We start from the raw sequence: 24,841 nt of genomic DNA on the forward strand, positions 1-24,841 counted from the left end.
ATGACCACGGATAACAAGTCGCCACAAGCTCCTACACACGCATCTGTGGCTGGCGATCTACTCACCAGCATCGCTGAAGGTACACACCACAACCCGCATAGTGTGCTTGGTGCTCACCTCATGCCTGAGCGTACCTCCGCACGCAAGCCTCAGTGGGCGACTGTGCGCGTACTACGTCCCCTAGCGTCCGCGGTTACCCTGATTACTGCTGACGCGCGAATTCCCATGCACCACGAACATGAAGGAATCTGGGTTGCAGTTATTCCAGTCCCTGACAGCACTGCCCCCGACTATTGGGTGTCCACCACCTACGACACCACAGAGAATACGACAGACGACGGCTACCGCTACCTGCCAACATTAGGTGAACTCGACATCCACCTCATCCAAGAAGGCCGCCACGAAGAGCTCTGGAAAGTCCTCGGATCACACATTAAAACCTTTGAAACTGCTCTCGGCTCAGTCACTGGAACAGCCTTCGCAGTGTGGGCTCCAGCTGCACAATCTGTACGTGTCATCGGCGACTTCAACGGATGGGACGGACGCACCCATGCGATGAGATCACTTGGCGGTTGCGGGATTTGGGAACTATTTATCCCTCACGTTGCGGCAGGTAGCACCTACAAATACGAGATTCATGCTGCTGACGGCCAATGGCTTCGTAAAGCAGACCCCATGGCACGTCACACTGAAGTACCACCGGCTACCGCTAGTCGAGTCGTCGACGCACACTACGACTGGACTGACGACACGTGGATGGAGGACCGCGCCAACACAGAACAACACAGTGCACCCATCAGCATTTACGAAGTGCACTTAGGCTCGTGGCGCAAAGGTTTAGACTATCGTCAAGCAGCGCACGAACTCGTTGCCTACGTGAGCGAGCTAGGGTTCACACACGTTGAATTCATGCCCTTAGCCGAACATCCCTTTGGCGGGTCGTGGGGATACCAAGTGACCTCATACTATGCGCCAACGTCACGTTACGGGTCGCCGGCAGACTTTAAATACCTCGTCGATACCCTCCACAATGCCGGTATTGGAGTAATCCTAGATTGGGTGCCAGCGCACTTCCCCAAAGACGACTGGGCGTTAGCCCGTTTTGATGGCACTGCACTCTACGAGCATCCTGACCCGCTCCTTGGTGAACACCCCGACTGGGGTACGCTCATCTTCAATTTCGGACGTAAAGAAGTCCGTAACTTCCTCGTAGCAAACGCCACCTACTGGCTAGAAGAATTCCATATCGACGCCCTGCGTGTTGATGCAGTCGCATCCATGTTGTATCTCGACTATTCACGCCACGAAGGGCAATGGCGACCAAATATTTATGGTGGCAGAGAAAACCTTGAAGCTATAGCTTTCCTACAAGAAGCAAACGCCACAGCCTACCGCCGGTCAGCTGGCATACTCATGATCGCTGAAGAATCCACAGCTTTCCTTGGTGTCACAGCGCCCACGTCACACAACGGTCTTGGTTTTGGGCTGAAATGGAATATGGGCTGGATGAATGACACCTTGCGATACCTTGAACAAGAGCCCATACACCGCAAATACCATCACGATGTATTAACCAACACCATCAGCTACGCTTTTTCTGAACAATACGTGCTGCCGCTGTCCCACGACGAAGTAGTCCACGGAAAAGGCTCCATTTTCGGAAAAATGCCTGGCGATGAATGGCAAAAATTTGCTGGCGTTCGTGCACTCTACGCCTATCAATGGGCGTACCCCGGCAAACAGCTACTATTTATGGGCTCCGAATTTGCGCAACGAGGCGAATGGAAAGAAAACGACAGCCTCGAATGGGGATCGCTCAACGACCCTCGACATAAACACATTCAGGCGCTCATTTCTGACCTCAACGCCCTCTACGTCGACGAACGGGCACTGTGGGAACAAGATTTCACGGAGGCTGGATTCCGTTGGATGGAATACCGGGACGCCGGAAACAACACAGTGTGCTTTGCCAGGTATGGCGAAGATGGAGACCCGCTCGTAGTTATCGCAAACTTCGCTGGTATCCCACATGAGAACTATCGTGTTCCATTGCCCAGCAGCGGCACATGGCAAGAAATACTCAACACTGATGACTTAGCGTATGGCGGTTCTGGGGTTATTAATTCCAAACCATTTGAAGCAGAAGATATTGCGTGGGGAAACGGCAGCCATTCCGCTTCAGTACGCATCCCACCCTATGCTGTCGCATATTTTCGACCTCTTGATTAAGAGGTGACAAAAAGGGGGTGGGGTTCACGTTTGGTGAACCCCACCCCCTTTTGCGTATGAACTGGTTTAGTACAGCGCGTTTGCCAGCGAACGACGTGCCGGCCCTACCCGAGGGTCTTCCGGTCCAAGAACTTCAAAATATTCGATAAGTCGCACACGCAACACGTCACGGTCGTCACCTGTAGTGACCCTCACCAAATCGATAAGTCGGGTAAGCGCGTCTTCAACTTTCCCGCCGATGAGGTCCATATCAGCGACAGCCATTTGCGCCGCAATGTCGTCGGGCGCATCAGCAGCAGCTTTACGTACAGCCGCAAGATCCGCGTGTTGGGTACGAGCCATCAACGATATTTGCGCTAATCCTGCTGACGCTTGCGCATCACGTGGGTCTTCCCGCAAAGCCTGCTGATATGCAGACATTGCCGCATCTAAATCTCCAGCTTCAATAGCTTCATAAGCTTTTTGATGCAGCGGAGGCAACGGTTCCTCCACCGTTTCTGGTGCTTCTTCAGCAGCACCGTCAGCAGTTAACGTGCCAGAGACACCGTTTTGCTCTGCAGCAGCCAAGAACTGATCAATCACTCCCTGGATAACAGACGCATCATGATTTCCCGCAAATAACGGAACTGGCTGCTGAGCAATCAGACCAATAGTCGTTGGATAATCCTGAACTTGGAAAGCCGCCGCAATACGTGGCCACGCTTCTACATCTACACGCGCAAGTAAGAAACGGCCCTCATACAGTCCAGCAAGAGTTCCTAATGTGGTGGCTAATTGTGCGCTTTCAGCATCTGTGGGCCGCCATAAAACAACCAATACTGGAACTTGTGCGGATTTACCAACAACCGAAGGGAATGTTTCTTCGGTGAGGTCAACTGTAAAACCTTGAGCTTCAGGTGCCCCACCTGGTTCACCTGGAGGTGGCGCAGTTGGGCGATTAAGGCTAGATAAATCAACTGCCCCTCGAACCTCGAACTGTCCCTGCGCACCTGATTCACTCATGATTCACTCCGAAAAATTGATTCTAAGAAAACACATACACTACCGGCATGCTACACATATTGCGGACAGCATGCCGGTGGGTGCACCTGCTATTTAGGGATTGAAGCATCTGTTGTACGTAGCAAACGTCCAATAGCTCGTGGTTTTTCTTCAGAGCCCTTAGGCGGAATATAAAAACCAACAACCGCCGTACGGGTAACACTTAACGCATTCTTAGCGGTTTTTCCGTCAAGGAACGCTTTTTCAATCGCAGATGGAGAAACAATTGCGCCGGTTTCTCCCTTCAGCGTGCCAACGGTTTCAAAAGTCGACACAAGCACTGCGCCGCCATCAAGTGTTCGTAACGCACGCCATTCGTCGCCAACTTTGAAGGTCTCTTTGTATGAGCCTTCGATCTGCTTCGCTGCGTCTTTAAGATACTTACGACGATCTGAGATTTCTTTATAGAACTCGTCTTTTTCTAGATCGAACTTTTCTTTGTTCTTTTTAGAAGCCGACTTAAGCAAAGCCATGTAGTCGTCAAGTACATCTTTAGGCATAACCGAAAGAGACTCATCTAATTCAGAAATCTCGGTGGTTCCTTCTTCCAACGTTGGAAACGCCGGAACAGTAAGACCTGGGAACAGTGGGAACCATCCCCACAACTTATATGGGTCTTGTGGAGTGTCTTGGGTGTACACCATGAACCGCTCGACCTCTAAGTTTTGCGGACGATCCGACACAGCAAAAATCGTTCGTGGCCACGCAGTAGAAGTCGTCATGAAAACTGACTGCATGCCTGCTGGAAGTTCAGAAATCGAATCGTCTTTTTTTTGCGACTTAGCGATTTTGTACTCTGCTTTACGCATATCTAAAGCAGGACCGGTAACCCTGTCACTGAGTTTTTTTGCGGCTTTGTCTTCATCCGCTGTGGCAAGAGTTTCGCTCACTGCTGTAATAACAGCTGTGCTTTGGGCCTCGTCCAATGCAGGAAGAGTAACTTCGGTCGCTGCTTTAGGTGTAGGTAGATCTGGTGTGCACCCAGTTATAACAAAGCTTGCGGCTACTGCGGCGGCTACACAACCAACCGCTGTGATACGACGTGTCATGAATTGTCTCCCCTCACGTCACGTGATTGTGCGGATCGTGAGCCTAACGAATCATTACCGGCAGCATTACGCTCAGCGTCTGCTCGATACTGACTGTGCAAAGCTCGTCGAGTCGCAGGCGCGGACTGGGCAGCATTATTACGTTGGCTTGGCTGATCAGCGTGTTGTTCTGGTTGTGCGCTTCGCTGTGCAGGCTGGTGTGCGGGATCATCCCACCATGCGGCAGGCTGGCGTACATCGCGCTGCACAGGCTCGGGTTGAGGAGCTCGCACCGGCTCAGGCGCACTGTACTGTTCACCGAATCCAGATTCGACCGGACCCGCCTGGTTGTATTGGCCTGGGTGCCTGTGTGCACTCTCTTGTTCAGCATGTGCGCTGCGCACTCCCCACGCGGCACGCCAATTCGATGCACTTGTCTTCGAATATGGCTCCGGCGCTGGTTCTTGCACTGGTGTGGGCTCAGGCTGTGTGTGCCCAAAGGGCATACTCGTTGCTGAGCGGTGCGGTTGCGGCGTTGCCGGATGTTGGATGCCTTGCGCATCCTGCATCTGTCGAAGTTGTCGACGAGTCAAACCTAATTGTTGAAGCTCTGCAGTATTCAGGTTTTCTACCGCAGAAAGATCCAACTGTTCCACGTTACGGGGAGCGTCCCCCGCAACTGAAGGTAGCGAATCAGCAGGCAAAGGCTGCGTAGCATTCGCATAGTCACTCTCAGGTGAGGCAAGACTAGGTTGTTGCGCAGCATAACGTTGGTCGGTTCGACCTGTACGCCCAATAGGAACATCAGTTATGGGAGCAAAAGATGCCGTTGAAGCCTCAGCAACGGGTCGTTCCGTTTCCTGGGCCATGCTAGGCGCCTCGTGTGCGGTGTGTGGTGCTGGTGGCTCCTGATTACGCGCTTGCATTGTTTGTGGGAATGGCGAAGGCGATTCAGTGCCACTAATAACACTGGCGAAAGGGCTCGCTTGTGACGAATCCTGCGGTGAGGTTCCCTCTTTCGCTTTCACGTCCGTCCACTTGCCACCCTTCTTAGGTGTTTTTGTGGCACTCTTCGGGGTGCGCTTTAACAAAAAGACGCCCACACCAATAAGGAGCACACCGAGAGCGATACCCGGGAACAGCAGCGGAGTTGCTACGTCACGCTCCCATGTAAGAGCAATCGTCGGAGCAGTAGTCGCATCTGCACCTGTTGCAGTAACAAGAACTGCACGGCCCGCTTCGAGGTTGGAAAGCTTTAACTGTGCGGAGCCTTCGCCAGTAATGACATCTGTCCACATGTCTGACTCAACGACAGCAGGCCCTTCAGGCTCAGACTCTTCGTCGGTTTTTGTGTCTTCTTTGTCACTAGAAGCTTCATCAGATGGTTCTTGGTTTTCTGGTTCAACCTTGTCGACGGAAATCGTCGACCAGTCTTGAGCCCCAGTAACCGCATAGGAAGTTTCGTTACCTATCCAGCCAACTACGTCAGCTTGACGCCCAACGACCATAGCAACTTCGCCGCCTTGCGCATCCGTTGCTTCAATCGTCACGTTAGGACTCACAAGACCTAAAACCTCAGGTGTGAGCGTGACATATCGAGATTCATCAAGTTTTGGGGTCGTCAATGTAACGACCGTGTCTGGTTTCAGAACGGTCCCAGAGGCTATTCCTAAGCCCAGAACAACGATTCCTACAACAGTAAGTAATAAAGGAAGTAACTTCTTGCGCACCCTTTGCCCCTTCGAAAGACCCCTCAAGACTATATGGACATCATTGGGAATATCGAAGACTAAGATTTTTTACACATCATGACTCAAGGGTCTTCACCAGATATACGCGCTTACAAAACCAGATAGGCTATAGGTGGAGAACACCCGATCCCGCACCCTTCACGGAGGCAACACGTGTCTGAAGACCGTCCCTCATTCCCTGTAGTCATGCGTGGATACGATCGTACACAGGTTGACGGTCGTATTCACTCTCTAGAAGAACAAATAGCGTCTGCGTCACAAACCATCACGCAACTCGCTGCCGAAAAAAACTCACTTGCGGCGTCACTCACGGACTTAACACAACGCCTCAACGAAACCGAACGACCTTCATATTCCGGCCTTGGATCGCGCATTGAGCAACTCATGCGGTCTGCAGAAGAACAGTCAAGTGACGTCATCTCGCAGGCAGAAACGCATGCTCACGAAGTTACACACCGCGCAGAATCAGCCGCAGCACAATTACGTGCACGCGCAGAATCAGAAGCAGCAGACATTCTTGGTGCAGCTCGTCGCGAAGCTGAAGAAGTACGCTCCTCTGCAGCGAACTCTGCGGAAACAACGATCGTTTCTGCTGAACGACGCGCCGAAGAACTCGTCGGTTCTGCTGAACGCGAAGCAGCTCGTATCTCAACTGCAATCACCACTGAAGAAACAGAGCGACGCACCACTCTTGAACGCACGCTTGGCACATTAAAAGCCACCACAGAACGCGAAATCACAGAACTTCGCGTACATGCAGAACGTGAAGTTGAAGAACTCAAAGCACGCACCTACGAAGAAACAACCCAGCTGCGTGAAGAAACCGAAATTTACGTTACAGATCTGCGTTCCTCCGCTGAATCTGAAACCACAGCGTTGCGTCACAAAACCGCAGCTGACACCGCTGCACTACGCGCAGAAGTTGATGAATACGCTGCAGAACTACGCGCAACCACAGAACGCGAAACATCTCACCTCCGGCACACCACTGAGTCCGCGGCAGCAGCACTACGCGCCACCATGGCAAAGCAAGCAGAAGAACACCGCGTAGAACTCGAACGTGAACTCCTCGCACTGCGCCAAACAACAGAAAACGAAATCTCAGCGCTGCGGGTAGCCGCCACAACAGAAATCGACAACCAACGTCGTGCAGTCGAACAAGAATTAGCCGAACTAAAAGCCACCACTGAGCGCGAAGCTAACGAATATCTCGAATCAGCGAAACTAGATTCCTCCCATTTACGTGAAACAACCACACGTGAAGCAAACGAGCTACGCTCCAGCACCGAACGCGCCGCTCACGAACTACGCGAATCTACGGCACGCGAAATCGCAGAACTCAAAGAAGCGGCTCGTCTTGAAGCAGAAAGTCACGTAGCCACTGCGCAGCGCACCGCAAGCGAATTCGTGACAAAAGCACGCGAAGAATCAACCGTCATGCTTGACGACGCACGCAAACTTCTTGCTCAAGCAGAACTAGACATCGCACAGCGACACGAACAAGCACAGCTCGCCGACACAGAACTACACGTACGCACAAAATCTGAAACCGATCAGCTTATTGCAGACGCAGAAACCCACGCGGCAGAAGCAGAACGCCGAGCCGCTGACGCTCTAACCAAGTTCGAACAAATTCGTCGTGATTCGGACGCATACGCACGCGAAACAACCGATCAGGCTCGCGCAGCCGCGGACGAACTGCTCACTGCAGCCCGCGACAAAGCAAAGGACATCACCGAGTCGACCCAGCTCACGATAGGACGTCAAGTCTCAACGGCACAGCGTCAAGTTGATGATCTCAACAAACAACGAGAATCTATCTCTATCTACCTCGACGAGTTACGCTCCATCCTTGCCTCAGAATCTATCCCTAACCAGGAAACCTTAGAGAAGGTTGCCCTCGTTGAGGAGAACTTTGTTGCTGCGCAAGAAGAAAATGCGGCACACACAGCAGCTACTCACGACCTCGCTGATGACGAAGACGAAGAGGTTACTTTAGCGTCCGCTCCCATCGACGAAGAACCACTCGAAAGCGATGAAGAATCAGCTACTGACACGGTAGAAGAATCGAGTGAACCTCGTAACGAGGCAGCCAGTGCAGACACACCAGCTGAGGTAGAGACCGACAGCGAAGAACATGTTTCTGAAGAGGCACCAACGCCAGAGGCTCACGACACTGCACACGACGACGCACCCCAGGTAGAAGAGGACATCATCTCTTCCCCAGAAGGCAAGGAACAGGACGACACTGCTACCCAGCAGGTCAAGCAAGTACCTGCACCTAAAGTTGATTTAGATGCGCTCGAAGCTGAAGAAGACGCAGCCTTAGAAGAAGAAATCCTTGCAGAAGAAGCCGAAATGGCAGGCGCACAAGATCCTTCGCGTCCTAATCGCTCGTCTGAAACTCCAGCCCAAGCAGCCCGTAAAAAAGCAACTGGACGGCCAGCACCACTCTCAGCAACAGCAGGCATGAAAATACCTGGCGTTGAGAATGGTAACAACGCATCTGGTTCTTCTAAGTAAGGCTAGAGAATACGTATGTCGGTAAATAATCTACCGAGCGAGTCAACACGCCATGTGGCAGCAGAGGATTCTGCTGCCACATGGCGTGCTCAGCGCACTGAACACGCTCAACATCAAGCAGAAGAGCTAGCACGCCGTCAAGCACGGGAAACTGCACAAGCCCGCGAATTACTGCTGACTTTTATTGCAGCAGCTTCAGATGCTGGGTTAGAACCTAGTCGTTTAACAGCTCGCGGCTATAAGGGAAAAACCCGCTATAAAACTAATCTGTTCGGCTGGTATCTCAAACAGAATCGTTCGGTCGCAGTCGACACAGAAGGCAATTTTTATGTGTTGAGTGTTCAAGATTCTGTGCTTGGCCGATTTACCGGGGTTCAGCCCACACCAAGCGATCCACCACTTGTATTAGGCCTTGGGGGTCGCGATGGTGAATCCCTCGACCTTACAGAAGCTATCGATCGTCTTTTACATCCAGAGAATTACTGACCAGTCGACGCAGGTTATAGGGTCCCTAAATATGTGTTGATGGCATGCGCGACAGCGCGCGGCTGCTCCACGGGTGCCATATGACCTGCATGAGGGATCTTTTCAAGTCGTGCATTAGGCATCGTTGCGGCGATATCTGCCATGACTTCTGCCGGCGAGATTTCGTCGTCTTCTCCCACAATAAGAAGGCTCGGTTTTTCCCATTGTGCAAGGGTTTCACTGGAATCTGCACGGCAAGCCATCGCTCGTTGACTCCACGCGATACCTTGCGGTGTTTGTGACTCTATGAGCCCGCGCATGTATGCAACGATTTCTGAACGCACGGCGACTGTTTCTGGAGATAGCGTAGCGCTCGCCATTCCTAACACTACGGCGGACGAACCTTCGCGTAGGGCTTGTTCTGCGATTCGCAGTCGATTCTCAACTGCGGTTTCTGTGTCCGCTTGAGACCGTGTATCAAGCAGAATAAGACCGTGAATATCTTTGCTAAACAGGTTCAGGGCTGCTTGCGCCACATATCCGCCCATGGATAGTCCAGCAAGCACTACTGGTTCTGATGTGTATGCCCTGATTGCACGAAAAACATGTGTAGCGGAGCGATCCATTGTGGTGTCTGTTGGAAGTGTGTGCGCTGAACGCCCAAGCCCCGGTAAATCAACGCCTAAAACGCGCCATTCTGGGTCTATATATTGTGCACATGCATCCCACATTCGATGGTCTACAGGAAACCCATGCAGCAACACTAAAGTTCCTGCTCCTGAGCCGGTGGCATACTGCGTGACGTGTAGTTCATCGGTCATGTTTTACTCCTGACTGTTCCAGCATCGAGTGTGCCAGTGTCGACGATCTGCTAGCGCAGCCTCACGCCCAAACAAAGATTCATGTGCCCAAGCGACCACATGTGGTGTGCCTGGAGTAATAGGGTGCTGGCAACCTGGGCATGTGTATGTTTTATCGCTGGAACGAATGTTTTGTACAGTCCAACTATCTCCGCGACGTTCTATATTGCGGCGCCCACCTGTCGCACTATCCATGTTTAATTCACGGTGTTCTACATTGTATGGTCGCTTCATGGATCGACGTGAGCGTGGCATCCTTCTATTTTGCCTTGAGAGAGCAGCAATCGCAGAATCGGCTAGTTACGCAGCCGAAGGTATCACCATTCCACGCACTTATGCGCGAGTGCTCAGTTAGCGTCCAGAAACTCGGTATAGGGTGGTCACGGTTAAGAACAGTTTTTCTGAGAGTTATCACAGCGTAATGTCGTTGAACCTCAGAAAATACGTGTCATGTTGGTTCCGTATGTGCCGCCATATCTATGTTGCACTGACGAGCCTCTCTCGATGAGAAGGATTAAGCTGTGAAATTCCGCCCACTGCGAGGGTTGACTGCGGTTGCTGTCGCCTCTGCCCTGGTTCTTGCTGGCTGCTCTTCTGATAACAAAGAAGACGAAAAGGAAAACCCAACGCCTAGCCAGTCGTCTTCCCAACCAAGCAACGCTGATCTCACACCGACAACCCCAGAAGACGCAAAGATTTTAGAAGGCGTAACGTTCACCGCGGGCAAAGATGGCAAAGCGCCTACTGACATCAAGGTCGATGCTGACCTCACAAAGCTCAGCACCACTGCAGCACGTGTCGTTGTACCGGGTGAAGGCGAAGAGATTTTGAATGGCGACTATCTCACTGCCAACATGTCCTCCGTAGATAAAGACGGAAAAATCACTGAGTCCACCTATGACATGAAGGCCCCCGGCACGCTCATTAACTCGGGCATACAAACAGTTCCTCAAATCGTACGAGCGCTTGAGGGGCAAAAAGTCGGAGCGTGGCTAACTTTTGGTATTCCTCCACAAGAGGCAGACGAAGCAACTGGCGCGCCTGCTTCCGAGGGCGGCCTCGTCATCATCGAGATTGTTGACACTCAGCGCCCATGGGCAACGGGAACAGACAAAAAAGTTGATGATGCTTCCCTACCTAAGGTGACACTCGACGAAGCACACAAACCTTCCATCGAGATCCCTAAGGATTACAAGGGCACTGACGAGCTCCAAGTTGTTGTCCTCAAGGAAGGTGACGGCGCTACCCTCACCGAAGAAAGTTACTTACACGCCCACTACACCGGCTGGCAGATCGACGGATCCCAGTTTGATTCGTCCTGGGATAGTCAGACAGGCTTGCCTACGCCTTTCCCACTTAACGGTGTTATCAAGGGCTGGACAGAAGGCTTGTCTGGACAAAAACTAGGCAGCCAAGTCTTGCTCATCATCCCTGGTGACATGGGATACGGCGAGGGCACCGGGTTTGACGAACAAAATCGACCCCTAGGTGACCTTATCTTCGTCGTCGATTTGATTGCCACTAACTGACGTAACAGTCTCGTAAAAGTGGGTGTTCAGCAATACGCTGAGCACCCACTTTTGTTATGCCACATTATTAAGTCGTGAAAATCTCACCGTGTAAGCACAATGAGACTTGGCAAAAAGACTACTGTTATTACATGGCAGAGATTATGACTGAAAATGGCATCCGTGAGGTGCTCTCGTGGGAAGAGTTTGGCACCGCTACCCGCGAGCTCGCGCACAAAGTTGTTGATTCAGGGTTCGAACCTGACGTGGTAGTTGCTATTGCCCGCGGCGGTCTTGTCCCTGGTGGAGCAATGGCCTATGCGCTAGGCACAAAAGGCGTAGGAACCATGAACGTTGAGTTTTACACAGACATCGGTGAAACCTTGACTGACCCTCGCATACTGCCGCCATTGATGGATACTGCCGAATTACCCGGCCAAAAAGTACTCGTTGTTGACGATGTTGCCGACTCTGGACGCACCTTACAACTTGTTATGAACATGCTTGCTCGTCAAGGATCCGACGCACGCAGCGCTGTGCTGTACACGAAACCTCGTTCGATTATTGTTCCTGACTATTCGTGGAAAGACACCGACGAGTGGATTACCTTCCCGTGGTCTGCGCTTCCTCCAATTGGTCATGATCATTCCATCGATGCCTAGTTGTTTTCTCGGCTCTCTACCTTCTTAATAACGTGGGTGGCACATCTTTCAGATGTGCCACCCACGTTTGTTTTACCCAGTTCCCGCACCATCGAGAAGGAACTTTTCGATTCCGTCCAGCGTGATACTCAAACCAATGTCGAAGGATGCGTCGAGCGGATAGTTTGCTGCTTCCACGTGATACATAGCGAGTTCATTAATGCGCGGATATTCATTTAGGTTTATTCCTTCATGGAGTTCTTGCGCTGAGGTATCGAGACCTGCTGTACGCAGCATGAGGTCCTGTAGCGCAAACCCGTAAACGAACGCGTCAAGAATTGCGTACGCGTGCCCTGCATGCGCGACACTAAACCCTGCTGTGCGCAGCACAACTAGCACTGCTTCGTGGTTTGCGAGTGTGGTTGGGCCAGGGTCTGTTCTCGTTTCCATCACCGCAAGTGCCCACGCATGACGTGAGAGGGCTGCGCGCATGGAGTGGGCTCGAAGTGCTAATTCGTTCTTCCAGTCCCCTGTCTCGTTTGGGGTGTGCAGTTCTTCGAACACGACATCCACTAATGCGTCCAGCAGTCTATCTTTTGTGGCTATGTAGTGGTAGATCGACATGGGCCGCACGCCTAGGTGAACGGCGAGACCTCGAATTGTTAAAGCGTCGAGTCCGTGCAAGTCAGCTAATTCGAGTGCACCTTTAAGGATTCGTTCTTTCGTTAATGAGTTTCTGGGCGCTCTTGGAACCATAAAATCATGTTATCGTACTTAGTACGATAACTTTATGTGACACGACAGTATTACGGTCAGGTTCACGTGCACTTGCCACACCCAGGGTTCAAAACAACCACATACTCTCAGTGCTTAAAGAACGGAAATCCTTGCAATGAATGCTCTACCTTTTCGCACAGCGTCTCTCATCGCTGGATTTTCTCTCGCGATCATGGCGATCATCTCCCCTTTTGGTTTACTCGTCGCTCTACCCGCAGGCAACCTCCACATAACAGCTCTCACGGTTCTCATCGTGGCCGCCCTAGACATTCTTGTCGCTGTTGCTCTCTATAGTGTGCTTTTACAGAGCGGAGCTTTTCTTGCTAGTTGCGCTTCAGCCATGCGAATCGCGTATGCGGCAATTTTTGTCACGTCCGCAGGGCATCTAGTTGGCGACTCGGATGTTGAACGCTTCCAAGCAATATGGGACATGGGTTTATTCGTCTTTGGCGTCCATCTTGTTCTTGTTGGACTTGCACTTGTCCGCGGAACTGAATTTCCCACTTGGCTTGGCATTCTTGTTGCCATTGCTGGGGCAGGCTATCTATTTGATGCCGTGAATGTGGCACTCGCTCAAAACACGTCGTTGTCTCTTGGCGAGTTCACCTTTGTTGGAGAAATCGTTTTGCTCGTCTGGCTAATCGTCAAAGGTGTACGCCCTGTTTCTAACAAAAACCAGCAAACGATAGCCACGGAGCACGCCTGACCTGCATTGATGCAACCCTGTTTTTGCACAATGCGGCCACTACGACCTTCACCTAGCAGGCGAGGCTGTGGGTTATTTTCTTGTAACCTAAGTCAATGATGAGCACTACCCGAAGTTTAGTCATAATTGGAATATTTATGTGTTCTCTTTCGGCGTGCACACCCGAAAACTCTGCGCCTCCAACTACTGCTATCAGCAGAGTTGTCGGACAAGATACGATGCTTGTCCCTCGCACCATCCCAGAGGGGTGGCGGTACGACTCGATCTCAGCTTCCACAACAAGCTCGGGCGACACGTCATATCAGTTAATGTTCGTGTCAAAAACACTGGAAGATTTCCCTGTCCAACTATGCGTTGCACCTTCAACAAGTGCGTCAACTCAATGCACGAATGATGATTCCTCGACGCCGACAACCATTGATGGCGTTACAGCAGCTTGGCTTTTTGCAGGAAATGACCCGTCCAACCCAGACATCTGGACGGATCTCGCCTTAACGTCGGCATGGCAGGACACCGATTGGGTTAATACCCAGTAGATAAAACGCAACAACTGACTCTAATTATTTCCCTCACCCGCTCACGAGGATCAAAAAGGGCTTGGAACTACAGGATTCTGTAGTTCCAATCATTTCTCATAGTCGACTTGTCGCATGAGTAAGAGTCCACCGGTCAGCCATAAGAAGGCGCAGAAAACAAGGGTTACAGCTGGGAAAACAGGACCCGCCATGACAGCACTAACGCTGAAGGCATACGCTAATCCTGCATCTGGAAACACCATGGGAATAATCATTGAGCCAGTGCACAAAAACGAGACCGCTAACATTCGCATGGACTGGTCACGAAAAATTCCAGTAGCCAACATTCCGATCCCTCCGGATATTGCCCATGAGTAGGTAAGGCTGAGGCCGTTATCGTCAAAGGCTGCAAAAAACCAGCTAATAAGCAGTAATACTGTTGCGGAAGAAAATATAACTACACCAAAAACGATTCTAGGTGAAACCGCTGGCAACAATAATGCAAGAGGAATCGATGGCGAACAAGCTAGCATTACTGCACCACAAAAAAAGAAAGATCCGATCGCTGCGACGAACAGACTCTGACCTCCCGAAAAGGATTCAAAGGCAGTCAAACGTCGAGCCCCTCCGACTACATGCATAACTAAACCTCCAACGATAAGAAGAGCAACACCTTTCCACATAAAAAAAGCGGACGCACCTTGGAGAGATTGCACAAAAATCCGCATTTTATCTTTCCGAATCTTCTTTTATCCAATTATTAAATTTATCATATTCAATTTCATATGATTGCATGTTGCATACAGACCCCGAATTAATTAGATTTTCAACAACTGCTGCAGATTTTTCATCTCCCACACTAGTCAGATAGCGAATAATGTCTTCATTAGAATTTGCTTCTACTGAAGAACGCGCTTCACCTGATATTTCCATGTGATTAATAAGCAGCCAAGAAGCTATAACCTCTAGTCCAAAATATTCGAGCGCAGGTTTTTCGCTTTCGAAATCTTCAGCTGTGCTTTCCGCAGAACATAAAGGGAAGTAAGGGTCAACAGCGATACTTTCAGCTTCTTTTGGAAGAACTTCAAAGTATAAAACTCCGGCAGAATGAACCGCTTGACCCGACTGATATGACACTGACTGATGCGGAGTAAGTTGACTATATAATTTAGGTGTATCTATTCCGAACTTTGTAAATGCTGTGAAGTTATCTTCATATTGTTGGAAATACTTTTCCAACAGCCACTTATTTTCTGGCAAAACACAAACTTCGAACCCTGAATCATTCTTTTTACACACATTTGATTCAGCATTCACGTCTGCAACTTGATCATATTTTCCTGATACAAGTGAGAATGATGCTGCCACACAGGCGATTCCGATAAGCATAGGAATTACTTGGAAAACCAGTTTACGTCTATACAAAACAAGATCATTTCTGCGCAGTACTGCATACAGCACAAGAACTATCCCGCACAGCAAAAGCGCTCTTGCAACAAGAAATGACCAGCTAGGAATATAGCCTGCACTGACGTTCCCTCGTCCATCAACAGCAAAAGGTGAGTGTTCTACAAACACCCCAGCAAAGAGTACGAGTGACGCCAAGAAAGCGGCAAGCGCAGACCATCGTGAAATCCATATTGTCGCGACCATCAAACCGAAAGTTATGGCTATCAAGACGCTTATACATTGTGTCGAAATCGAATACGCCAGCGCGACCGAATACTCATGCGTCTCCGATGAGACAAGGAACGCTACTCGTAGATTAACGAGAAAAAGTAGAATAATTATTAATAATAAAAGTGGAAGAACGTGAATATATACGTGCCGCTGTGGATGTGGGAGCGTGTGACGCCATGGTTCATTATGTTTATCTAAGTGCCGCGATACCACCCATGCAGCAGTCGCTGATACTACAGGAAGAAAAAGCAAAAAAGAACCTAGTGGCTTTGACCATGCCCACAGCGAGTATTGCTTCCACATATCAACATCTTGATCCGCAAAAGTTAATGATACAAAAATTACAACACCTGTAAAGAATGTAGCCCACGCCGCTAACCAAGCATCAGTGGTGAACCTTTGAGTCATTCTCTTTAACTTTTTGTCTTTTTCCTTCATTTCAGACCACTCATAAATGTTCTTAAATGCGCACTGTGCGCCTCATAACTTTCACCAGCGGCTAAAGGAGGAACAGTAAGAAGACCATTGGCGGTAAGGACGTGGTTTGTACCTCCCCAGGAAAAAGCATCTTCAAGAGACTGAGTCGTTACAACAACATGCATGTTTTGTTGCAAAGAATGTAACGTTTTGGAGAACTCTCCCGTGAAAACTGGATCAAGTTCTGATGTTGGTTCATCAAGGATAAGAACGTTAGGATCATGAATTAACGCTTGGGCCAGCGACAACCTACGTTTTTGACCGCCAGATAACCTACTCACACACTCTGCTCTTTTCTCAACAAGACCAGATATCTTCAAAACTTCAGTAATTCTTACACTAATTTCAGACGAATGCACTGCGCGCATATTGGCCACATACCATAAAAAGTTTTCTACTTTCATGGTTCCCGGCCATTTTGCCGATTGTGGCGCATAACCAATTACGCGCCTATGTGACTTCAACGTTTTTCGAGTAAGCGGCTGCCCATCAAAAACTATTTCACCGCCTGAACGTAAAAACCCACATAATGCTTGCAATAATGTGGATTTACCTACGCCATTTAGACCAAGTATGACGTCAAGAGGTCCTTCAAGAGTGGAGTTTACATCCGATAAAACTAATCGTTTATTTCTTTTAACTGACAGGTCTGTCAATGAAATATGCACGCACTACCTTCTTATTGCTTGAAAAGAAGTTAAACCTTGAGAAGCGTTATTCTGCTACGTTATTGTTCGCTGCCTTGAACACTTGCATCAGGACCTTGCCAGATCTTGGCAATCACCCGTGCAAGTTCATCGGAACGTTCTTCAATGTTTTGTTCGGTCCAAAGCTGCTGGTGTTCAAGAATTTCTTTGTTTAACACCTGCAAGTTGAACTGACTCAAAATACTCCACTTGCCTCGACCAGATTGTCCGCCGTGCGACATTTCCTGCGCTTCTTCGTCGGTCCATGGCAGGTTAGAAAGCGATGAATTCAATGCTTGAGGAATAATCGTTAAATTGCCGAGCGTGTGTATAACCCTGTCACGATACTGTTCTTGCTCATTTGTAAAAGGGGTTGCAGGAGCCCAGTGCTCACGCCACTTCTTCGGCATCACATGCTCTATCGACATCGAAGATGGCAAAGGCACCTCACCATATCGTGTGTCTTGTTCACGCTTGTACTCTTCAACAGCACGCAACACGACAACGATACGGTTCTGTTTGATATAGCCATACAACCGTTTTGAACCAACTTCTGAAATGAATTCCTCATCGCTTGGCCATACGCGAGTGTGTGATGTCTGCTGTGACAAAAATGAGCGAATCTTAAAACCAGCTTGATCCGAATCCACTGATGAAAGTGCTTTCAATAACGCTACAACCAGTTTGTTCAAGTCCTTAGAGGTCATCTGTAAAAGTGTGCGTCGCACTATCCAGCTCTCAAGCGCCGCAAGACCCGTCTCAATTTGCTCGTCTGGAAGCTTATGGTTTGGCGAAATAGCCCACAAAAATACAGGTGTCGTGGCAGCAAGTTCCATCGTTTCAATGATCCGAGTGCGGAACTTTCCTGCGGCAGTCTCTGCGTCCAATTGCCCGAAACCGCGGTAAACATCAGCGTCAACGCGCATTTCAGTTAAGAACTTCTCAGCGGTCGCAGGAGTAGCCATGAACGGCCTCGCGTAGTCGACGAACGTGCGAAAAACGAGCTCAGCTTTCACTTCGTCTCGTAACCGCATCGTAAGCCAGTAGTGCAAGAAAATATCGACACGTGAGCGACTCAAACGACCCTGAGTGATCTCTTCACGCCACCACTCCGTATCGAAATCTTCCCACAGAGTACGTGACCACTTGTCAACGTCTGCTCCGATTTTCCGTCCGTGCCGAAAAACCCAGTTTTTAATTAAGTCTGCTTTCAGCAAAGGAGTACCGCGATCGTTCAACGTCTCAAAAATCAGTTGCGCATCATCGTCACCAGTGAGGTCAATCGCAACGACGACGAGACGACTAGCGAGAGTTTCAGCCAACTGCTCTGCACGTTCTGCCGCGGTTCCTGGCGGTTCCTCACCATCTCCATCGGGACGTCCTGAAATCCAGCGTTCTGCTTCGGCACTAAAGAAGTCGTGTGCCCCTTGGATCTGCCCCGGCTCTACCGGATTAGGTTCCTGCGGATCCATCGCATGAACGAATTCAGCGCGGTTAGCTTGAGAAGGCCACAGTTTAAAACGTTGCGGGGTTCCTCGATAAACAGATTGTTTATTGAGGATGAGTTCCTCAAGGCGCTCTGCGTCCTCCTCGTGCCCACTACTGTGGAGCACACTTTGCACCGCATCAAGCACAACCTGCAACGTAGTAAGGCGCTGCTGACCATCAATAACATCAAGTTCAGTAATCGCGGCGCTTCCTGCTTGAAGCAACTCGAACACAACTGCACCCAGAAAATGGCTTTTGATAGGCCTAGCAGAATCCACTAGGTGGCTCTCGGCAACGCGTTGAATATCGTCCCACAGCGGCGCCCACTGATCCTCTTCATTCCACACGTATGGCCGCTGATATGCAGGAATCACATAGTGTTTACGTCCCTCGAACAGTTCAGTAGCGGTTGCTTTACTCGGTTGCTGCATCGACCAGTTACTTTCTACATAAAAACGCTATTTCGCTAAAGCACATTATTTAACGATAACTTCACACTTTGAATGCCAATGATATCGGCGATATAACCGGTTGAATAGACGTTTATGCTGGTCTAGAACATAAGGGGCTTTTCGATTTTCCTCTACTTATTGCCTAGAGGAGTGCTTTAAGCGAGGCAGGACGCATCAAAAAGGGCTTGGAACTACAGAAACCTGTAGTTCCAAGCCCTTTTATGGCTGGTCTTCCAAAGAGTTTTAGAAGTCCCAGTCTTCGTCTTCAGTAACGACTGCTTTACCAATCACGTACGACGAACCAGAACCTGAGAAGAAGTCGTGGTTTTCGTCAGCGTTAGGTGACAGTGCAGACAAAATTGCTGGGTTTACGTCGGTCTCATCCTTAGGGAACAAGCCTTCATATCCGAGGTTCAGGAGAGCTTTGTTTGCGTTGTAACGCAAGAACTTTTTAACGTCCTCGGTTAGTCCAACACCGTCATACAGTGATTCGGTGTAGCTCACTTCGTTTTCGTACAGTTCAAACAGAAGCTCAAACGTGTAGGCTTTCAACTCGTCGCGGCGTTCCTGCGTTTCGAGTTCCAAACCTTTTTGGTACTTGTACCCGATGTAGTAACCGTGTACTGCCTCGTCGCGGATGATAAGGCGAATGAGGTCTGCCGTGTTGGTGAGTTTCGCGTGGCTCGACCAGTACATCGGCAGGTAGAAACCCGAATAGAACAAGAACGACTCAAGCATTGTCGAGGCGACTTTACGCTTCAGTGGGTCGTCACCGCGGTAGTAGTCGAGAACGATCTCGGCTTTCTTTTGCAGGTAAGGGTTTTCCTCAGACCAGCGGAAAGCATCATCAATTTCTTGAGTTGAAATCAGTGTGGAGAAGATCGACGAGTATGACTTTGCGTGTACGGATTCCATGAACGCAATATTTGTCATGACGGCTTCTTCGTGCGGTGTTAAAGCGTCTGGGATGAGCGAAACCGCACCGACTGTCCCTTGGATGGTGTCCAGCAGGGTCAAGCCTGTGAATACGCGTGTGGTGAGTTCTTGTTCCTGCGGTGTCAGTGTGTGCCACGACTGAATGTCGTTTGATACGGGCACCTTTTCAGGAAGCCAGAAGTTACCAACGAGACGGTCCCACACTTCGAGGTCTTTCTCGTCCTCGATGCGGTTCCAGTTGATCGCGCTGACCCGGTCAATCAGCTTCAGCTTTCCGGTGGACATTGCTTCTCCCTGCCATCGCCCAAGTTTTTAGGGCAGTTTTATGGAACGTAACGGCTTACTGCCACATTGATTCTAAAGACTCGATGTGGTGTTTCGAATGAGTGAGATGTAAATGACGGTGTGGGTGTGAGCACGATCTATTCGGCACACACCCACCAGTCATAGGACTACAGCATGCAGGAAACGCAGCCTTCGACTTCGGTTCCTTCGAGTGCTAGTTGACGCACACGAATGTAATACAAGGTTTTGATTCCCTTACGCCATGCATAGATTTGCGCACGGTTCACATCGCGGGTCGTTGCAGTGTCCTTGAAGAACAACGTCAAAGACAAGCCCTGGTCGATGTGTTCGGTAGCTGCCGCATACGTGTCGATGATCTTCTCGTAGCCGATCTCGTATGCGTCCTCGTAGTAGTCGAGGTTGTCGTTGGTGAGGTAAGGAGCCGGGTAGTAGACGCGGCCGATCTTTCCTTCTTTACGAATTTCGATACGTGATGCAACCGGGTGGATTGAAGACGTCGAGTTGTTAATGTACGAGATTGAACCCGTGGGTGGCACTGCCTGCAAGTTTTGGTTGTACAACCCGTGTTCCATAACGGATGCTTTGAGTTGCGCCCAGTCCGCTTGGGTTGGGATTTTCACGCCAGCTTCAGCAAAAATTTCGCGCACACGCTCAGTCTTTGGCTCCCATACGCGTTCGGTGTACTTGTCAAAGTATTCACCAGTGGCGTATTTGGAGTTTTCAAAGTTGTAGAACTTGGTGTCACGTTCCATCGCTAAAACGTTTGAGGCTTTAATAGCGTGGTATGCAACCGTGTAGAAGTAAATCGACGTGAAGTCGATGCCTTCTTCAGAGCCATAATGTACGCGTTCGCGGGCAAGGTAGCCGTGCAGGTTCATTTGTCCAAGACCGATGGCGTGCCCTAGATCGTTGGCTCGTTTCACGGATGGAACCGAGTCAATGGATGTTTGGGTGGCTACTGCTGTTAACGCGCGGATCGCGGTTTCTACAGTCTTGCCGAAGTCTTCGGAGTCCATTGCTTTGGCAATGTTCATGGAACCGAGGTTGCAGGAAATGTCACGGCCGATGTGGTCGTATGACAAGTCAAGATTGTATGTCGATGGTGTTGAAACTTGCAGGATTTCTGAGCACAAGTTTGAGTGAGTGACTTTACCGGCAACAGGGTTGGCTTTGTTTACGGTGTCTTCAAACATGATGTACGGGTAACCCGACTCAAATTGAAGTTCCGCTAGCGTTTGGAAGAAGTCACGCGCTTTAATTTTGGTTTTCCGGATGCGTGCATCGTCAACCATTTCGTTGTACTTTTCTGTCACTGAAATGTCAGCGAAAGGTACTCCGTACACGCGTTCCACGTCGTATGGCGAGAACAAGTACATGTCCTCGTTCTTTTTCGCGAGCTCGAACGTGATGTCAGGGATAACGACACCGAGCGACAAAGTTTTGATGCGGATTTTCTCGTCTGCGTTTTCGCGCTTGGTGTCCAAGAAACGCATGATGTCTGGGTGGTGTGCGTGCAAATACACTGCACCGGCACCTTGACGTGCGCCCAGCTGGTTCGCGTACGAGAAGGAGTCTTCCAGTAGTTTCATGACTGGAATGACACCTGAGGACTGGTTTTCAATGTGCTTGATTGGTGCACCTAGTTCACGCAGGTTTGATAGCAGCAATGCAACACCGCCACCACGCTTGGACAACTGCAAGGATGAGTTGATACCGCGTGAAATGGATTCCATGTTGTCTTCCATGCGCAGCAGGAAGCAGGATACTGGCTCACCACGTTGGGCTTTACCTGAGTTCAAGAACGTTGGTGTTGCAGGCTGGAATCGTCCCGAAATGATTTCTTCAACCATGTCTAGCGCGAATTGTTCGTCGCCTGCAGCAAGTGTTAAAGCAACCATAGATACGCGGTCTTCAAAACGTTCGAGGTAGCGTTTGCCGTCAAAAGTTTTAAGCGTATATGAGGTGTAGTACTTGAATGCACCAAGGAAGGTTTCAAACCGGAACTTCTTCGAGTATGCATAGTCGAAGAGGGATTTGATGAATCCTCGATCGTATTGGTTGAGGACTTCTGGATCGTAGTATTTGTTCTCGATGAGGTAGTCGAGTTTTTCGTCTAAGCTGTGGAAGAACACCGTGTTTTGGTTCACGTGTTGCAAGAAGTACTGTCGTGCGGCTTCCCTGTCTTTTTCGAACTGGATTTCTCCGTCCGGTCCATACAAGTTGAGCATCGCATTCAACGCGTGATAGTCCAGCTGTGTGTTCATGCCGGAATCTGCGATTGACGTAGCCAAAATTGATTCAGTCCTTCAGTTGTGTTGTGAACATTCACGATGTGTGGTTTAACGGCACGCGTCTGCGTATAGCGTGGACTGCGTGGCATAAGTTTTATTGCTGTGAGAGATGCACACAACGCCGTTGTTGTTGCTTCTCTGGTGTGTGGATTGTTCCCGGGTTGCGGGTATGGGAACTGTGGTGCAGCCGGGCACCCCGGCTGCACGTGTTTAAGCGTGTGCAGTTACAGTTGCTGCGAGCTTCGAGATTTGGTCTGGGCGGAAGCCGGACCAGTGGTTGTCGCCGGCTACGACCACGGGTGCTTGAAGGTGTCCAAGCTCGCGGACCATTTCTAGTGCCGCAGGGTCTTGAGTGATGTCGATGACTGTGTACTCGATGCCCTTTTTATCGAGGGCTCGGTAGGTAGCATCACATTGAACACACTGTGGCTTGCTGTAAACGGTAACGCTCATGTTTGACGCTCCTCGCATGTGGGGGTTGAACTAATAACAATGGTGAAACTACGGTTTTGTGGTTTCGTTGTGGAACCTAAAGCTGTTGTGCGGCTGACCGCGTGCAACCACTATACCTAGTGCCAATCGCTGAATCGACCCCTAGGTGTTGCGTTTCGTGTTTTCATCGCCACACTTAACCCACAAGCCATGTGGACAAGCCTGTGGAGAAGTTCCCAATCAGCAGTCACCATAAAAAAGCTAGGTCTGCAAAAATCTTTGCCTCTTTCATATCGTCGAAAAAATAACTAGTTTTACGATTCTCCTAGCACCCTCTGACATTCGTTGAGAATCCGCCAACCAACGGCTGCAAAACGACCGACTAGAAAAATTTGTCATCCATTTTTGACACCTCAAGGTATGGCACGGGCCACTCACGTACGGGGGTAAAAAGAGCAAAAAAATATCCACCGCCCTGTGCACTGCTCATCCACAGGGCGGTGGATAACCGGAAGCTTTCACCCCAAAATTAGTGGGGTGAAAAAGGCCACTCGGCGTGTCATTGACGTAACCAAACTATGCGGTTTCTGGCACCTCAACATCAACGTATTCGATGCTCTCTACGGTAGGAATAGTAGAGGTCTGCACGAGGCTGCGATACCAAAAAGCGGAGTCTTTCCAAGTGCGCTGCAGCGAATCGTAGTCAACACGAATGATGCCAAATCGCCGGTCGTATCCTAAAGCCCACTCGAAATTATCGAGTAAGGACCACGCAAAATATCCTCGTACATCTGCGCCTTGCTCTCGCGCTTCATGCACGGCAGCAATATGGTCGTGCAGGTATGCGACGCGTTCAACGTCATGAACACGACCGTCAACGACGACATCGTCAAAAGCAGCCCCGTTTTCGGTCACCATCAATGGTTGGTGGGGATATTTTTTATGTAAGTCGAGCAGCAATTCAGTCATGCCACTCGGGTCAATATTCCATCCCATCGCAGTGTATGGCTCGTCCAACGGCAGCCACTTCACTCCAGAAATCCCTACCCATGGGCTGTGCGAGGTTGTTCCGTGGCCTTCGTTTTCACGAGCTTCGTGTTCGTCTTCACCGTCACGTAGCGCGCGTGCCAATCCTGTGCAGTAGTAGTTAACACCCAGCACATCTAACGGAACATTAATGATGTCTTCGTCGCCGTCTTGAATAAAGTCCCACGTTGTTATGTGCTTGGTGTCTTCAAGAACATCTGCTGGATATTTCCCTTCCAGCATTGGTTCTAGGAAAACCCGGTTTCCGATGCCGTCGATACGACGAAAAACATCACGATCGGCAGGATCGTCGGGGTTCTGCACCCGAATAACTTGCAAGTTCAGTGTGACTGAAAGTTTTGTCTCTGCCCCTAGTTCCTCTCGAATAGCACGACCTGCAAGGCCATGTGCAAGGTTCAAGTGGTGTACTGCTTGCAGCGCTTCTCGTTCATCCGTTCGCCCTGGGGCGTGCACACCTGACGCGTATCCGAGATAGGCTGCGCACCATGGTTCGTTCAGTGTGGTCCAGGTGTCAATGTCATGGCCGAGTTCTTGAGCCATGCGACGCGCATAATGCCCGAATTGGATTGCTGTTTGTCGGTTGGTCCAGCCACCGTTGTCTTCTAGTTCTTGCGGCAGATCCCAGTGATACAAGGTGACAACAGGCTTTATTCCTGCGGCAAGTAACCCTTTGACAAGGTTCTTGTAGAAGGCGATTCCTTCAGGGTTGAAATCCCCGCTGCCGCCCGGCTGCACGCGTGGCCATGAAATGGAAAACCGGTAGGCGTCGAGCCCCATGGCACGCATGTGCGCGATGTCTTCTTGCCATCGGTGGTAGTGGTCGTCTGCGACGTCACCGGTATCGCCGTTGAGTACACGGCCAGGGACGCGAGAGAAAGTGTCCCAGATTGAGGGGCCTCGTCCACCTTCGTGTGCGGCTCCTTCAATTTGGTATGCAGCGGTTGCTGATCCCCACACAAAATCTTGAGGGAATTGGCGTGCATGCGTCATTGTCATGTCTCC

The 24,841-nt window shown here is 50.1% G+C and carries 20 protein-coding genes; 8 read left to right on the forward strand and 12 right to left on the reverse strand.

The genetic code is table 11. From position 1 onward, the window contains the following. Positions 1-2,229 (forward strand): 1,4-alpha-glucan branching protein GlgB, encoded by a 2,229-nt coding sequence (gene glgB / locus ACR9EC_RS05560; protein ID WP_435300495.1) that lies wholly within the window; start codon positions 1-3, stop codon positions 2,227-2,229. A 66-nt stretch (positions 2,230-2,295) separates the two neighbouring features. Here the strand turns inward: glgB and ACR9EC_RS05565 are convergent, their stop codons facing one another. The 3 genes from ACR9EC_RS05565 to ACR9EC_RS05575 form a co-directional block, all read right to left on the reverse strand. Further along, complete coding sequence (locus ACR9EC_RS05565; RefSeq protein WP_435300496.1) at positions 2,296-3,231, reverse strand: tetratricopeptide repeat protein; 936 nt, start codon at positions 3,229-3,231, stop codon at positions 2,296-2,298. An 89-nt stretch (positions 3,232-3,320) separates the two neighbouring features. Further along, entirely contained in the window at positions 3,321-4,319 is a 999-nt protein-coding gene (locus ACR9EC_RS05570; RefSeq protein WP_435300497.1) for a hypothetical protein, read from the reverse strand. Continuing rightward, on the reverse strand, positions 4,316-6,028 hold the full coding sequence (locus ACR9EC_RS05575) for a hypothetical protein (protein ID WP_435300498.1): 1,713 nt from the start codon (positions 6,026-6,028) through the stop codon (positions 4,316-4,318). Before ACR9EC_RS05575 ends, ACR9EC_RS05570 begins: the two co-directional genes overlap by 4 nt. A gap of 174 nt (positions 6,029-6,202) precedes the next feature. Between ACR9EC_RS05575 and ACR9EC_RS05580 the strand changes: the two genes are divergently transcribed. After that, positions 6,203-8,572 (forward strand): DivIVA domain-containing protein, encoded by a 2,370-nt coding sequence (locus ACR9EC_RS05580; protein ID WP_435300499.1) that lies wholly within the window; start codon positions 6,203-6,205, stop codon positions 8,570-8,572. Between the two features lie 15 nt (positions 8,573-8,587). After that, a complete protein-coding gene (locus tag ACR9EC_RS05585; RefSeq protein WP_435300500.1) occupies positions 8,588-9,058 on the forward strand; it encodes a hypothetical protein in 471 nt (156 codons plus the stop codon). A gap of 14 nt (positions 9,059-9,072) precedes the next feature. Here ACR9EC_RS05585 and ACR9EC_RS05590 read toward each other — a convergent pair whose 3' ends face one another. Further along, a complete protein-coding gene (locus ACR9EC_RS05590) occupies positions 9,073-9,858 on the reverse strand; it encodes an alpha/beta fold hydrolase (protein WP_435300501.1) in 786 nt (261 codons plus the stop codon). 560 nt (positions 9,859-10,418) lie between these two features. On the opposite strand from ACR9EC_RS05590, the gene ACR9EC_RS05595 reads away from it, so the two are divergent. Together ACR9EC_RS05595 and ACR9EC_RS05600 are read left to right on the forward strand one after the other, a co-directional pair. After that, positions 10,419-11,426: an FKBP-type peptidyl-prolyl cis-trans isomerase gene (locus ACR9EC_RS05595; protein ID WP_435300502.1), complete on the forward strand. Its 1,008-nt coding sequence runs from the start codon at positions 10,419-10,421 to the stop codon at positions 11,424-11,426. Between the two features lie 131 nt (positions 11,427-11,557). Further along, the gene (locus tag ACR9EC_RS05600) at positions 11,558-12,067 is read left to right on the forward strand and encodes a phosphoribosyltransferase (protein ID WP_435300503.1); all 510 of its coding nucleotides are present in this window, start codon (positions 11,558-11,560) and stop codon (positions 12,065-12,067) included. Between the two features lie 72 nt (positions 12,068-12,139). Here ACR9EC_RS05600 and ACR9EC_RS05605 read toward each other — a convergent pair whose 3' ends face one another. Then, the gene (locus ACR9EC_RS05605) at positions 12,140-12,802 is read right to left on the reverse strand and encodes a TetR/AcrR family transcriptional regulator (RefSeq protein ID WP_435300504.1); all 663 of its coding nucleotides are present in this window, start codon (positions 12,800-12,802) and stop codon (positions 12,140-12,142) included. Between the two features lie 136 nt (positions 12,803-12,938). Between ACR9EC_RS05605 and ACR9EC_RS05610 the strand changes: the two genes are divergently transcribed. From ACR9EC_RS05610 to ACR9EC_RS05620, 3 genes are all read left to right on the forward strand, one after another. Beyond that, on the forward strand, positions 12,939-13,529 hold the full coding sequence (locus ACR9EC_RS05610) for a DUF4386 domain-containing protein (RefSeq protein ID WP_435300505.1): 591 nt from the start codon (positions 12,939-12,941) through the stop codon (positions 13,527-13,529). Between the two features lie 137 nt (positions 13,530-13,666). Continuing rightward, positions 13,667-14,065 (forward strand): hypothetical protein, encoded by a 399-nt coding sequence (locus ACR9EC_RS05615; protein ID WP_435300506.1) that lies wholly within the window; start codon positions 13,667-13,669, stop codon positions 14,063-14,065. Between the two features lie 189 nt (positions 14,066-14,254). Continuing rightward, a complete protein-coding gene (locus tag ACR9EC_RS05620) occupies positions 14,255-14,422 on the forward strand; it encodes a hypothetical protein (RefSeq protein ID WP_435300507.1) in 168 nt (55 codons plus the stop codon). 351 nt (positions 14,423-14,773) lie between these two features. On the opposite strand, the gene ACR9EC_RS05625 is transcribed toward ACR9EC_RS05620, so the two are convergent. From ACR9EC_RS05625 to ACR9EC_RS05655, 7 genes are all read right to left on the reverse strand, one after another. Then, positions 14,774-16,162 carry a hypothetical protein gene (locus ACR9EC_RS05625; protein ID WP_435300508.1) on the reverse strand — a complete coding sequence of 463 codons (1,389 nt, stop codon included), beginning with the start codon at positions 16,160-16,162 and terminating at the stop codon, positions 14,774-14,776. Further along, positions 16,159-16,869 carry an ATP-binding cassette domain-containing protein gene (locus ACR9EC_RS05630; protein WP_435300509.1) on the reverse strand — a complete coding sequence of 237 codons (711 nt, stop codon included), beginning with the start codon at positions 16,867-16,869 and terminating at the stop codon, positions 16,159-16,161. The genes ACR9EC_RS05625 and ACR9EC_RS05630 overlap by 4 nt, the downstream gene beginning before the upstream one ends. A 59-nt stretch (positions 16,870-16,928) precedes the next feature. Then, a complete protein-coding gene (locus ACR9EC_RS05635) occupies positions 16,929-18,806 on the reverse strand; it encodes a DUF262 domain-containing protein (protein WP_435300510.1) in 1,878 nt (625 codons plus the stop codon). A 264-nt stretch (positions 18,807-19,070) separates the two neighbouring features. Then, the gene (gene nrdF, locus ACR9EC_RS05640) at positions 19,071-20,048 is read right to left on the reverse strand and encodes a class 1b ribonucleoside-diphosphate reductase subunit beta (RefSeq protein WP_435300511.1); all 978 of its coding nucleotides are present in this window, start codon (positions 20,046-20,048) and stop codon (positions 19,071-19,073) included. A gap of 167 nt (positions 20,049-20,215) precedes the next feature. Continuing rightward, positions 20,216-22,333: a class 1b ribonucleoside-diphosphate reductase subunit alpha gene (nrdE, locus tag ACR9EC_RS05645; protein WP_435300617.1), complete on the reverse strand. Its 2,118-nt coding sequence runs from the start codon at positions 22,331-22,333 to the stop codon at positions 20,216-20,218. A gap of 237 nt (positions 22,334-22,570) precedes the next feature. After that, positions 22,571-22,813, reverse strand: coding sequence for a glutaredoxin-like protein NrdH (gene nrdH / locus ACR9EC_RS05650; RefSeq protein WP_435300512.1), 243 nt, complete (start codon positions 22,811-22,813; stop codon positions 22,571-22,573). 555 nt (positions 22,814-23,368) lie between these two features. Continuing rightward, positions 23,369-24,835, reverse strand: a complete 1,467-nt coding sequence (locus ACR9EC_RS05655) for a GH1 family beta-glucosidase (RefSeq protein WP_435300513.1) — start codon at positions 24,833-24,835, stop codon at positions 23,369-23,371. Positions 24,836-24,841: the final 6 nt, after the last annotated feature.

This window comes from Timonella sp. A28 (assembly GCF_051200815.1).
Lineage (GTDB): Bacteria > Actinomycetota > Actinomycetes > Actinomycetales > Cellulomonadaceae > Timonella.